General features: G+C 76.7%; 9 protein-coding genes. 3 read left to right on the top strand and 6 right to left on the bottom strand.

Going from position 1 to position 12,048, the window contains the following annotated elements:
• Positions 1–13: 13 nt before the first annotated feature.
• Together QSK52_RS31520 and QSK52_RS31515 are read right to left on the bottom strand one after the other, a co-directional pair.
• On the bottom strand, positions 14–1,399 hold the full coding sequence (locus QSK52_RS31520; RefSeq protein WP_285739639.1) for an FtsX-like permease family protein: 1,386 nt from the start codon (positions 1,397–1,399) through the stop codon (positions 14–16).
• Entirely contained in the window at positions 1,396–2,211 is an 816-nt protein-coding gene (locus QSK52_RS31515; protein WP_285739638.1) for an ABC transporter ATP-binding protein, read from the bottom strand. Before QSK52_RS31515 ends, QSK52_RS31520 begins: the two co-directional genes overlap by 4 nt.
• A 220-nt stretch (positions 2,212–2,431) precedes the next feature.
• On the opposite strand from QSK52_RS31515, the gene QSK52_RS31510 reads away from it, so the two are divergent.
• On the top strand, positions 2,432–4,735 hold the full coding sequence (locus QSK52_RS31510) for an FdhF/YdeP family oxidoreductase (RefSeq protein WP_285739659.1): 2,304 nt from the start codon (positions 2,432–2,434) through the stop codon (positions 4,733–4,735).
• Here the strand turns inward: QSK52_RS31510 and QSK52_RS31505 are convergent.
• Positions 4,701–4,997 carry a hypothetical protein gene (locus QSK52_RS31505; RefSeq protein ID WP_285739637.1) on the bottom strand — a complete coding sequence of 99 codons (297 nt, stop codon included), beginning with the start codon at positions 4,995–4,997 and terminating at the stop codon, positions 4,701–4,703. The two genes, QSK52_RS31510 and QSK52_RS31505, sit on opposite strands and share 35 nt — an antisense overlap.
• A 67-nt stretch (positions 4,998–5,064) precedes the next feature.
• The gene (locus QSK52_RS31500; protein ID WP_285739636.1) at positions 5,065–5,706 is read right to left on the bottom strand and encodes a GNAT family N-acetyltransferase; all 642 of its coding nucleotides are present in this window, start codon (positions 5,704–5,706) and stop codon (positions 5,065–5,067) included.
• Positions 5,707–5,855: 149 nt separating this feature from the next.
• Here QSK52_RS31500 and QSK52_RS31495 point away from each other — a divergent pair, with 149 nt between their 5' ends.
• Together QSK52_RS31495 and QSK52_RS31490 are read left to right on the top strand one after the other, a co-directional pair.
• Complete coding sequence (locus tag QSK52_RS31495) at positions 5,856–8,306, top strand: ATP-binding protein (protein WP_352230331.1); 2,451 nt, start codon at positions 5,856–5,858, stop codon at positions 8,304–8,306.
• Positions 8,307–8,587: 281 nt separating this feature from the next.
• The gene (locus QSK52_RS31490; RefSeq protein ID WP_285739634.1) at positions 8,588–9,691 is read left to right on the top strand and encodes a phytanoyl-CoA dioxygenase family protein; all 1,104 of its coding nucleotides are present in this window, start codon (positions 8,588–8,590) and stop codon (positions 9,689–9,691) included.
• A gap of 22 nt (positions 9,692–9,713) precedes the next feature.
• Here the strand turns inward: QSK52_RS31490 and QSK52_RS31485 are convergent, their stop codons facing one another.
• Together QSK52_RS31485 and QSK52_RS31480 are read right to left on the bottom strand one after the other, a co-directional pair.
• Positions 9,714–10,691 (bottom strand): LLM class flavin-dependent oxidoreductase, encoded by a 978-nt coding sequence (locus QSK52_RS31485; protein ID WP_285739633.1) that lies wholly within the window; start codon positions 10,689–10,691, stop codon positions 9,714–9,716.
• 108 nt (positions 10,692–10,799) lie between these two features.
• Positions 10,800–12,008 carry an MFS transporter gene (locus tag QSK52_RS31480; protein ID WP_285739632.1) on the bottom strand — a complete coding sequence of 403 codons (1,209 nt, stop codon included), beginning with the start codon at positions 12,006–12,008 and terminating at the stop codon, positions 10,800–10,802.
• Positions 12,009–12,048: the final 40 nt, after the last annotated feature.

Genomic DNA, 12,048 nt, shown 5'->3' with positions numbered 1-12,048 from the left:
ACCCCGCCGTGCCTCACTCGCGCCCGCCCGCCGCCTCCACCGCCGACCCCCGCAGGGCGACCGCCGCGGTGGCGAGGGTGACGGGCACGGTGAGCAGCAGGGCCGCGGCGGCGATGCGGGCACAGGTCGCGAGCGGGACGGCGGGGAGCGGGCCGCCGAGCGCCGCGGTGCTGAAGGCGCTGGTGGTGGCGGCGGTGACGAGGGTGCCGAGGAGCAGGCCGACGGCGCAGGTGAGGGCGGCTTCGGTGGTGACGGTGCGCAGCACCTGCGGGCGGGTGGCGCCGACCAGCCGTAGCAGGGCGAGTTCGCGGCGGCGTTCGGCGGTCAGTCCGATCAGGGTGGTGAGGGTGGCGACGGCGCCGAAGGCGGTGAGGAGGCCGAGTTCGGTCTGGCGCAGCCAGATGTCGGTGGCGGAGGTGGCCCCGCCCGGTGCGCCCGTGGCGCGGGCGGCGTGTCGGGCGGTGGCCGTCATGGTGGCCATGGTGGTGGACAGTCCGGTGAGCAGGGCGACGGGGACGACCGCGGCGGCGAGGCGGTGGGCGTGGCCGCGCTGGTTGGCGTCGGCGAGCCAGCCGGTGCCGGGGGCGAGGACGCGGGTGGCGGCGCCGAGCAGGGCGGCGGCGGGCCGGGTGAGCAGGGGTCCGGCGAGGGCGGCGGCGGCCAGCAGGGCCAGGGTCGCGAGCAGCGCGGCCTGGGCCGATTTGTCGACGTGTTCGGCGGGTCGGGTCGCGGCGAGGCGCAGCAGCAGGACGCCGCCGGTGAGGGCGGCCGCGGCGGCGGCGAGCCGGAGCGGCCCGGGGCCGGGGGTGGTGCCGGTGCTGCCGGTGAGCGCGGCGGCCGGGGCGGGCCGGGTGATCCGGCGGGCGGCGGCGGTCGCGGCGGCGGTGGCGAGGAGCAGGGTGACGGCGGTGGCGGCGAGCGCGGCGGGGACGGTGTCGGTGATCCGGGCCCGCGGTGCGGCCAGGGCGTGGCGCTGCAGGCCGGTGAGGAAGGCGCGGGCGGCGGCGGTGCCGAGCAGGGCGCCGGGGGCGGCGACGGCCAGGACGACCAGGGCGCTCTGGGCGCGCAGCAGTCGGCGGACCTGTCGGGGCGTGGCCGCGACGGTGCGCAGCAGCGCGAGGTCGCGGTACTGGTGGCGCAGGGCGAAGCCGAGGGTGTGCAGGGCGACGAAGAACGCCACCAGGACGGTGATCTCCCCGAACGCCCCGGCGATCAGCGGCACGCCGGGCCCGTCGACGGCCTGCCGCTGCGCCGCGGTGAGGCCGCGTTCGGCGCCGAGCAGCGCGCCGAGGGCGGTGACGGCGGCGACGGCGAGCAGCAGGGCCGCGGCGAGGCCGGTGAACCCGGCCGGTCGGCGCCGCAGTTGGGCCCAGGCGAGGGCGACGGTCGTGCCGGTCATCGTCCGGTCCCTCCGGTCGTCGCGTGGGTGCCGTGGGTGCCGTCCGCGAGGGCGAGCGCGCGGGCGACCCGGTCGGCGGTGGGGTGGTGGAGTTCGTCGACCAGGCGGCCGTCGGCGAGCAGCAGGACCCGGTCGGCGTAGGCGGCGGCGACCGGGTCGTGGGTGACCATGACGCAGGTCCGGCCGTCGCGGTCGACGCCGTCGCGCAGCAGGGCGAGGACCTCCCGTCCGGTGGCGCGGTCGAGGGCGCCGGTGGGCTCGTCCGCGAACAGCACGCGGGGGCGGGTGACCAGGGCCCGGGCGAGGGCGACGCGCTGCTGCTGGCCGCCGGAGAGCTGGGCGGGGCGGTGGCGTGCGCAGTCGGCGAGGCCGACCCTGGCCAGGGCTTCGTGGACCTGCCGCCGGTCGGGGCGGTGTCCGGCGAGGCGGCCGGGGAGTTCGACGTTCTGGGCCGCGGTCATGGCGGGCATCAGGTTGAAGGCCTGGAAGACGAATCCGACGTTCTCCCGGCGCAGGACGGCGAGTCGGCGTTCGGGGAGGGCGCCGATCTCGGTGTCGCCCCACCGGACGGTGCCGCGGTCGGGGCGGTCCATTCCGGCGAGGCAGTGCAGCAGGGTGGTCTTGCCGGACCCGGAGGGCCCCATCACGGCGGTGAAGGTGCCGGTCGCGAACCGGGCGCTGACTCCGCGCAGGGCCGCCACCGCCCGGGGGCCGCGCCCGTACTGCCGGTGCAGTCCGTCCGCCCGGGCTGCCGTGCCGTTGGTGCCGTTGGTGCCGTTGGTGCCGTTCGCGTCGGTCGTTCGCTCGTCCATGCCTTCATCGTGGCCGGGCGGGGCGGGGCGTTTCGATGGTGCCAGCGCCCGTCTTCGGGGTTCGGGAAACCGCCCTGTCCCGCCGTGCCGGGTACCACCCGCCCGGCGCGGCGGTGGGGCGCGGACGGGGCCGCGGTGGGCACGATGGGGGTGCCGTTGCCGTGAGGAGTGCCCGAGAGCCGGGAGGCGTGCCGTGACCGCTGCCGAAGAGGAACCGCAGGTGGAGCCGAGCGTGGGGGCGGAGCCGTCGGCGCCGCCGTCGTTCGCACCGTACCGGCATCCGGCGGCGGGCTGGGGGGCCGCGAAGAGCGTGACGAAGGTGCTGGCGGCGACCGGGGAGTGGGTGGACGGCCCCCGGGCGGTGCTGAGGATGAACCACGAGGACGGCGGGTTCGACTGTCCGGGGTGCGCCTGGCCGGACGACTACAAGGGCCTGCACCTGGACATCTGCGAGAACGGGATCAAGCATGTCACCTGGGAGATGACGGGCAAGCGGGTGGGCCGGGAGTTCTTCGCGGCGCACACCGTCTCCGAGCTGTCGCAGTGGAGCGACTTCGCGCTGGAGGACCAGGGGCGCCTCACCGAGCCGATGGTGTACGACCCCGACACCGACCGGTACGTCCCGATCGACTGGCAGCGGGCCTTCGACCTGTTCGGCGAGGTGGTGCGCGGCCTGGACGACCCGAACCGGGCGGCGTTCTACACCTCGGGGCGGCTGAGCAACGAGGGCACGTTCCTGTACCAGCTGATGGCCCGCGAACTGGGCACCAACAACCTGCCCGACTGCTCGAACATGTGCCACGAGGCGTCGGGGCGGGCGCTGACGGCCGCGCTCGGGACGGGCAAGGGGACGGCCGACCTGCGCGACTGGGAGGCCGCGGACGCGCTGTTCATCCTGGGCGTGAACGCGGCGTCCAACGCGCCGCGGATGCTGACGGCGCTGGCCGACGCGACCCGGCGCGGGGCGAAGGTGGTGCACGTCAACCCGCTGGTGGAGGCGGCGGCGACCCGCACCATCGTGCCGCACGAGTTCGCGAACATGGCGCTGGGGCGGGCGACGTCCACCAGCAGCCTGAACCTGCAGGTGCGGATCGGCGGCGACCTGGCGCTGCTGCGGGGGATCGCGAAGGCGGTGCTGGAGCAGTCGGCGCAGGACCCGAAGGCGCTGGACGAGGACTTCATCGAGCGGTACACCACCGGGTTCGCGGCGTACCGGGAGCTGGTGGAGAAGACCCCCTGGGAGGAGCTGGAGCGGCAGAGCGGCCTGAGCCGGCCCCAGCTGCTGGCGGCGGCGCGGATCTACCGGGAGGCGGACCGGTCGATCTTCTCCTGGTGCCTGGGCGTCACCCAGCACGAGCACGGGGTGGACACCGTGCGGGAGATCGTCAACGTGCTGCTGCTGCGCGGCAACCTGGGCCGGGAGGGCGCCGGTCCGTCGCCGGTGCGCGGGCACTCCAACGTGCAGGGCAACCGGACCTGCGGGGTCGACCACCGTCCGGCGCCGGAGTTCCTGGACCGGCTCTCGCAGGTCTGCGGGATCGACGCGCCGCGTGCGCACGGGCTGGACACCGTCGGGGTGATCGGGGCGATGGCGCGCGGCGAGGTGAAGGTCTTCGTCGGGATGGGCGGCAACTTCGCGCTGGCCGCGCCGGACACCGCCCGCACGCACGAGGCGCTGCGCCGCTGCGAGTTGACGGTGCACGTGTCGACGAAGCTGAACCGCAGCCACCTGGTGCACGGGCGGCGGGCGCTGATCCTGCCCTGCCTGGGCCGCACCGAGCAGGACCGGCAGCGCGGCGGGGTGCAGTCCGTCTCGGTGGAGGACTCGATGAGCATGGTGCACCTGTCGGTGGGGATGCGGAAGAAGCCCGCGTCCCGGCAGCTGCTCTCCGAGCCGGCGATCATCGCCGGTCTGGCCCGGGCCGCGCTGCCGGGCAGCGCGACGCCCTGGGAGTGGTACGTCGAGGACTACGACCGGATCCGCGACACCATGGCGAAGGTGCTGGACGGCTTCGAGGACTTCAACCGGCGGGTGCGCCTGCCGCTGGGCTTCCGGCTGCGGCAGCCCGCCCGCGAGCTGGTGTTCCTGACGCCCTCGGGCAGGGCCGAGTTCTCCACCGCCCCGCTGCCCGACGTGATCCCCGCCCCCGGCACCCTGGTCCTGGGGACGATGCGCTCGCACGACCAGTGGAACACCACGATCTACTCGGACGACGACCGCTACCGGGGCGTGAAGAACCTGCGCACCCTGGTGTTCATGAACCGCCAGGACATGCGCGAGCGCCACCTCGGCGAGTTCGACCCGGTGGACGTCACCGCCACCGCCCGCGACGGCTCCACCCGCTCGCTGCACGGCTACCTCGCCGTCCCGTACGACCTGCCCCGGGGCTGCGCGGCGGGCTACATGCCGGAGATGAACGTGCTGTGCGCGCTCGGCGACTACTCCACGCAGAGCGACCAGCCGATCATGAAGCACCTCAAGGTGACGGTCACCGCCGCCGCCACCGGCGACGCCCGCGCCTGACCGGGTCGGGGCGGCGGTCGCCGCGCGGGCCCGGGACGGGCCGGAAGCCGTCGGGCGCGGCGACCGGGGCGACGCGGTCGGCCTCGGCCCGCAGCTCCACGTGCGCCTGGTACGAGGTGGCGCGCATCGCCTCCTCGTACCCGGCCAGTGCGCCGCGCAGCGCGGACGCGCCGGTGCCGCCGCGCCGGCGCAGCGCCCGCCCGGCGAGGCCGAGCGCGGTCAGCACCGCGCCCAGCACGCCCAGCACGATCAGGTAGGGCACCAGTGCTCCGCTCCGTTCTCCTCCCCGCACCGGCTGAACGGACGGGTGCCCGCGGTCGTGCCCGGCGTCAGAGGCCGAAGAGTTCGGTGCAGGCGTCCAGGCCGGTCAGCCGGGCCTCGGGGCGTTCGGTGGCCTCCCACTGCTCGCGGGTGATCCGCAGCCGCAGGACGGTGGCGGGCTCGCCGCGGCGGCTGTCGCGCCGGATGCCGTCGGGCCGGTAGCCGAGGCGGCGCGAGACGGCGAGGGAGGGGGCGTTGTCGGCGTAGCAGTGCGAGGTGGCGTCGGTGGCGCCGAGCCCGGCGAAGACCAGGTGGAGCATGGCGGCGCGGGCGGCCGTGCCGAGGCCGCGGCCGTGGTGCGGGAGGGCCAGCCAGGAGCCGGAGAGGATCTCGCGGCGGAGGGCGAAGTCGGTGGCGCGGACGGACTGGACGCCGACGGGGTGGCCGTCGACGAAGACCGCCAGCGGCAGGCTCCACTCCTCGGGGGTCCAGGTGGCCTGGGCGCGCCAGTGCGACCTGAGGACGGCCCGGGCGCGTTCGGTGGGGGTGCCGTAGGCCCAGGTGGAGCCGAAGGGCCTGGTGCCGGGCACGACCACGCCGCGAGCGGCGAGGTCGGCGAGTTCGTGCAGTTCGGCTTCGGCGGGCAGCCGCAGTTCGAGGCGTTCGGTGCGGACGGTCAGGCCGGGCAGCGGCCAGTGTTCGGTGGGCATCTGTCGAGTGTGCCCGCGGCGGGGTGCGGGGCGGGGCGGTTCTGCCGGGGCACCGCGTCCGTCGGGGCACCGCGCTGCGCCGGCCTGGTCGGTTCCGGTGGGCGGCCGCTCCGCCGCTTCCCTGACGGCGGATAGGCTGGCGCGTCGGCGTGCTGCGGGCCTGGCACCGTCCGCCATCCTCCGGTCCGTGCGGGGCGGCGGCAAGGTGTTGCCCGTTGACAGGGGCGACTGGCAACACCTCGGGCACCGCGCGCCGCGGGGCAGTGACGGCACATCAGGGGAAGTGGGGGCCGGGGCCGGTGAGGTTCGGCGAGCGGCTGCGGGCGTTGCGGGAGGAGCGCGGGGTGTCCCTCGCGGAGCTCGCCCGGGCGACCAGTTACAGCAAGAGCTACCTGAGCCGGGTGGAGACCGGGCGGCGGCCCGGCAACGCGCTGCTGGCCGCGGCCTGCGTCCGGGCGCTGGGGGTCGACCCCGAACGGCTGGGCCCGCCGGACGCCCCGGAGGCCCCGGCCCTCGACGGTCCCGGTCGCCCGGCGGCCGCTCCCCCGCCGCCACCGGTGGCCGTGCCCGTGCAACTGCCGCCCGCGCCGGGCGTGTTCGCGGGCCGCGAGGCGGCGCTCGCCGAGCTGGACGGGGCGCTGTCCCCGGCCCGGCCGCGCTGGGGCGAGGGCGGGCCGCGGGTGTGGGTGCTGGACGGGATGGGCGGGATCGGCAAGACCGCGCTGGCGGTGCAGTGGGCGCACCGGGTGCGCCACCGGTTCCCGGACGGGGTGCTGTTCAGCGACCTGGCGGGGCACGGCGGTTCGGGGGCGCCGCGGGAGCCGGGCGAGGTGCTGGACGGCTTCCTGCGGGCGCTGGGCGCGGACGCGGGGACGATCCCGCCGCGGGTGCCGGAGCGCAGCGCGCTGCTGCGCACGCTGCTGGCCGAGCGGCGGGTGCTGCTGGTGCTGGACAACGCGGCGGCGCCCGCCCAGGTGCGTCCGTTGCTGCCGGGCGCGCCGGGGTGCGTGGTGCTGGTGACCAGCCGGACCAGGATGGCCGGGCTGGTGGTGCGGGACGGGGCGCGGCGGGTGACGCTGGCCCCGCTGCCCCAGGAGCGGGCGGTGGAGCTGCTGCGCCGCACCCTGGGGCCGGAGCGGGTGGACGCGGACCTCGCGGCGGCCGGTGAACTGGTGCGCCGCTGCGGCCGGTTGCCGCTGGCGCTGCTGGTGGCGGCCGAGCGGGCGCTGTCCCGGCCGGGCCTGTCGCTGTCCCGGGTCAACGAGGAGCTGCGCTCGGACCGCACCCGGCTGCACGTGCTGGCGGCGGCGGACGACGGCGACTCGGCGCTGCGGACGGTGTTCTCCTGGTCGTACCGGGCGCTGGCCCCGGAGCCGGCCCGGGCCTTCCGCCTGCTGGCGCTGCACCCGGGCGCGGCGCTGACCGCGGAGAGCGCGGCGGCGCTGCTGGGCACCACCGCGGGCAACGCGCACGAGCTGCTGGACGTGCTGGCGGACGTCCACCTGCTGGAGCCGGAGGGGCCGGAACGGTTCCGCTTCCACTCGCTGCTGCAGGTGTACGGGCGGGAGCTGGCGGAGGGTCAGGACTCCCCGCGGGACCGGGCGGCGGCGCTGGACCGGCTGTACGACTGGTACCGGCAGGGCGCGGACGCGGCCGGTCGGCTGCTGGAGCCGGGGTCCCGCCCGGCGGGGCCGGCGCCGCTGCCGGGGGTGCGGCCGCCGGTGTTCGGGGCGGCCGAGGACGCGGTGGCCTGGTGCGAGGCGCACCTGGCCGACCTGCTGGCGCTGATCCGGCACGCGGCGCTGACGGGGCGGCCGCCCGCGGCCTGGCAACTGCCGTTCGCGCTCTGGTCGTTCTTCCACCGGCAGCACCACCGGGCGGAGTGGTTGGCCGCGGCCCGGATAGCCGTCGCGGCGGCGGCCGGCAGCACCGATCCGCGGGCCCTGACGGTGTCGCTGGCGCTGCTCGGCACGGCGCAGTTGCACGCGGGGCGGCCGGTGGAGGCGGAGATCCACCTGCGGCGGGCGCTGGAGCGCTGCGCGGAGGGCGGGACGGAGCCGGAGAGCGAGTGCGCGGCGCGCAACCACCTGGCGGAGCTGGTCCTGCGCCAGGGGCGGGCCGCGGAGGCCCTGGAGCTGCTGGAACCCGCCCTGCCGCTGGCCCGGACGCTCGGGCACCGCCGGGTGGAGCGGGTGACCCTGACCAACCTGGGCGACGCCTCGCTGCGGCTGGGGCGGTTGGCGGACGCGGAGCGCTTCCTGCTGGAGGCACTGTCGCTGCGCTCGACCGGTCCGGACCCGCGCACCGAGGGCCTGGCCCTGCTGCACCTGGGCGCCGTGCACCGGGCGTCCGGGCGGCTGCCGCAGGCGGTCGGCTGCCTGCGCCGGGCCCTGGAGCTGCACCGCGCCTCCGGTGACCGGTGGGCCCGGGGGCGGGCCCTGGAGCAGCTCGGGCACGCGCTGGTCGCGCTGGGGCGGCCCGAGGAGGCGGTCCCGCTGTGGCACGAGGCGCTGGCCGTGCTGGCGGACGCGGCGGCCTCCGGGCCGCCGGAGGCGCCGGGTCCGGAGGCGGCCTCCCGCCGTTCCCGGTTCCGGTCCTGACCGTCCGCCGGGTCGTGGTCCCAACGGGCTTGACGTGCGGCCCTCCTGGTTACCGGTCAGGAACTTGACAACACCTTTGGTCTGAACCAATCTGGCGATCGGAGCGACCGCGGCGCACTCCCCGTGCCGCCCTTCCCCGTCGCCCGCGCCCCTGCCCTGCCGGGTCAACCGCCCGGCCGGGCCCGCCGCCGTGTCCGCGGGCCGCTGCCGTGCTCGCGGGCCGCCGCCGGGGCGCACGGCCGTCCGCCCGCCTCCCGCACGCTCCTCGGAGGGGTTTCCCCATGCTGTTCGCACCGTCCCGCCGCGCCCACCTGTACCGGGCCGCGAGCGACCGCCCGTACTTCAGCACCGACGGCGAGTCCTTCCTCGCCCAGCACACCCTGCGCGAACTGGCCAAGTCCCGTCCGCTGCGGGTGCTCTCCCCGCAGGACTTCGCGCACTGGCAGACCCACGGCTACGTGGTGGTCCGCGAGGCGGTGCCCGCCGAGCACGCCCGCCGGATGCTCGACTTCGCCTGGGAGTTCCAGGGCCTGGACCCGCACGACCCGGCCGGCTGGTTCACCGACCGGCCGTTCCGCTCCGACCTGGACCGGGAGCTGCACGTCCACGGCTTCGTCGAGGCGTACCACCACCAGCTGCAGTGGGACAGCCGGCAGGACCAGCGGGTCTACGACGCCTTCGTGGACGTCTGGGACTGCGAGGAGCTGTGGGTCACCCTGGACCGGCTCAACCTCAACCCGCCCAACCGCGGCAGCCGCGACCGGGCCCGCCTCGACCCCGTCGACCGCTGCTCCGACGACCGCGGCTCCGACGGGGTCGAGCTGCACTGGGACGTGGACACCTCCCTGGGCGTGCCGCCGCAGCGGGTGCAGGGGCTGATCGCGCTCAACGAGACCGCGCCGGACACCGGCGGCTTCCACTGCAGCCCGGAGCTGTTCCGCCGGTTCGAGCCGTGGCGGCTCGCCCAGCCGCCGGGCCGCGACCCGCTGCGCCCGGCCGTCGACCGCGCCGAGTTCCCGCTGGTCCGCCCCGAGCTGCACCCCGGCGACCTGCTGATCTGGAACGGCCTGCTGGCGCACGGCGTCGCCCCCAACCGCTCCGAGCGGGGCGTGCGCGCCGTGCAGTACCTGTCGATGGCGCCCGCCCTGGAGGAGCACGAGCGGCTGCGCAAGTCCCGCGTCGACGCCTGGCGCCACCTGCGCACCCCGCGCTGGGACCGCACCACGGGCGGCACCCCCGACGGCGCCCCGGTCCTGGACGAGTCCAAGCGCTACCCGACGGCGCGGCTCACCGAGCTCGGCAGCAGGCTGCTCGGCCTCAGCTCCTGGTACGAGCCGCTCGAACCGGCCCTGTCCTGGGCCGACCGGTGCACCGCGCCGCTGTGACCCGGCGGCTCCGGGCGCCGGGTCAGCCGTTGCCGGGCAGGGCGAGGGAAAGCGACTTCAGGGCGCCCAGCGGGTCGGGCCCGACGGGGGCGAGGACGACGCAGGTGGCCCCGGCCGCGTGGCGGGCGGCGATCGCGGCCCGGGCCTCGGCGGGGGTGCCGGTGACGGCGAGGGCGCGCACCCACTCGGCGGGCAGGGTGCGGGCGAACTGCGCGCCGTCGGCGCTGGCGGCGCGGTGGGCGCGGAACTCGGCGGCGAACGGGAGCGGGTCGACGTGCGGCGCCCAGTCGGGTTCGCCGATCGCGGCCAGCCCGGCCCGGACGCGGTCGACGGCGGCCCCGCCGTCCTCGTCGACGGCGGCGACGTCGTACGTGACCACCTCGGCGTCCCGGCGGCCGAGGTGGCGCAGCGAGGCGGCGACGTAGGCGGGGGCGGCGGGTTCGGCGAGCAGCAGGCCGTCGGCGACCTGCCCGGCCAGGGCCTGCGACCGGGGGCCGCGCACGCCCAGCAGCACGGGCGGCACCACCTCGGGGGTCTCGGTCAGCCGCACGCCGTGGCAGCGCACGTAGCGGCCGTCGGCGGGGCCGTCCTGGCCGCGCAGCAGGGTGCGCAGCGCGGTGGCGTACTCGCGCAGCAGGGTGAGCGGGCTGGCGGGCCAGGCGCCGCCGGCCTGTTCCATCCAGGCGCGCATGCCGTGGCCGACGCCCGCGGTGAGGCGGCCGGGGTGGAGCTGGGCGAGGGTGGCGAGTTCCATCGCGGCGAAGCAGGCGTTGCGGGCCCCGGCGGGCAGGATGCCGATGCCGACGGTGATCCGCTCGGTGGCGGCGAGCACGCTGGCGGCCTGGGCGACGCCGCCGCGCCAGCCGAGGTCCTCGACCACCCACAGTTCGTCGAAGCCGAGCTCCTCGGCGCGGCGCGCGTACGGGAGGAGCTGGTGCACGGGCAGGTCGCGGGGCAGCATGACGCCGACCCGGCCGGGGCGGGTGTCGGGGCTGGTCATGAGGGGTCTCCTTCGGGCTGCGCGGGCCTCCCGCACGAGGACCCGGACGGACTCATAAGATCATCTACCGCCCGGTCCCGTCGAGGCCAGCCCCGCTGGCCCGCCCCGTCAGCCCGTCGTGGCCACCGCCTCCGCGGGCCCGGCCGCCACCGGCCGGTCGGCGACGGCCACCGGGGTGCGGCGGTCCACCGACCAGGAGGCGGCGGCGATCGCGAAGCCGAGCAGCGACAGGCCCGCGCCGACCAGCGAGGGCGAGGTCAGGCCGAACCCGGCGTCGATGGCCAGGCCGCCGAGCCAGGCGCCCGTCGCGTTGGCCAGGTTGAAGGCGCCCTGCACGGTCGCGGAGGCCAGTGTGGGGGCGGTGCGCGCCTTCTGGATGACCAGGGTCTGCACGGTCGGGACGGTGGCGAAGCCCGCCGTGCCGATCAGCACCACCGTGGCGGCGGCCGACCAGCGGTTGTGCGCGGTGAGCGCGAACAGGCCGAGCGCTGCGGCCATCGCCAGGAAGGTCGCGCAGATCGACGGGCGCAGCGCCCGGTCGGCCGCGTAGCCGCCGATCACGTTGCCGATGGTCATGCCGACGCCGAACAGGGCGAGGACCAGGGTGACCGAGCCCTCGGCGAACCCGGCGACCTCGGTGAGGGTGGGGGTGATGTAGGTGTAGCAGGCGAACAGTCCGGCGCAGCCGAACACCACGGTGGCCAGGGCCAGCCAGAGCTGTCCGCTGCGGAAGGTGGCGAGTTCGCTGCGCAGCCCCGCGCCGGGGTGGCTGGGCAGGTGCGGGACGAAGCGGGCGATGGCGGCGGCGCCGAGCAGGCCGATCACCACCACGACGAGCATCGCGGCCCGCCAGCCGAGCTGCTGGCCGAGCAGGGTGGCGGCGGGCACGCCGAGGATGTTCGAGACCGTCAGCCCGGAGAACATCACCGACACGGCGCGGGCCCGCAGGTGCGGGGCGGCCATCTCGGCGGCGGCGACCGCCCCGGCGCCGAAGAACGCGCCGTGCGGCAGGCCGGTGATCAGCCGGGCCACCGCGAGGAAGGCGAAGTTCGGGGCGACGGCGCACAGCAGGTTGCCGAGGGTGAACAGCCCGGCGAGCCCGATCAGCACCGTCTTGCGCGGCAGCTTCGCGGCCACCGCGGTCAGCAGCGGCGCCCCGATCACCACGCCCAGCGCGTACAGCGAGATCAGCCAGCCGGTCTGCGGGATCGTCCGGTCCAGGCCGTGGGCGATCTGCGGGAGCAGCCCCATCGCGGAGAACTCGGTGGTGCCGATCGCGAACGCGGTGACGGCGAGGGCGACGAGCGCCAGTGGCATGCGGGTACTCCAGGCGGGCGGGGCGGGTCCGGCGGTGCAC

Source organism: Kitasatospora phosalacinea, assembly GCF_030268885.1.
Classification (GTDB): domain Bacteria; phylum Actinomycetota; class Actinomycetes; order Streptomycetales; family Streptomycetaceae; genus Kitasatospora; species Kitasatospora phosalacinea_C.
The sequence above is the reverse complement of the archived record's forward strand: the minus strand, read 5'-3'. Positions and strand labels throughout refer to the sequence as shown.

Bases quoted from the DNA above. Each gene is read 5' to 3' on its own strand.
- QSK52_RS31515 (WP_285739638.1), bottom strand. From the start codon at position 2,211: ATGGACGAGCGAACGACCGACGCGAACGGCACCAACGGCACCAACGGC.
- QSK52_RS31485 (WP_285739633.1), bottom strand. From the start codon at position 10,691: ATGACCAGCCCCGACACCCGCCCCGGCCGGGTCGGCGTCATGCTGCCC.
- QSK52_RS31490 (WP_285739634.1), top strand. From the start codon at position 8,588: ATGCTGTTCGCACCGTCCCGCCGCGCCCACCTGTACCGGGCCGCGAGC.
- QSK52_RS31520 (WP_285739639.1), bottom strand. From the start codon at position 1,399: ATGACCGGCACGACCGTCGCCCTCGCCTGGGCCCAACTGCGGCGCCGA.
- QSK52_RS31500 (WP_285739636.1), bottom strand. From the start codon at position 5,706: ATGCCCACCGAACACTGGCCGCTGCCCGGCCTGACCGTCCGCACCGAA.
- QSK52_RS31480 (WP_285739632.1), bottom strand. From the start codon at position 12,008: ATGCCACTGGCGCTCGTCGCCCTCGCCGTCACCGCGTTCGCGATCGGC.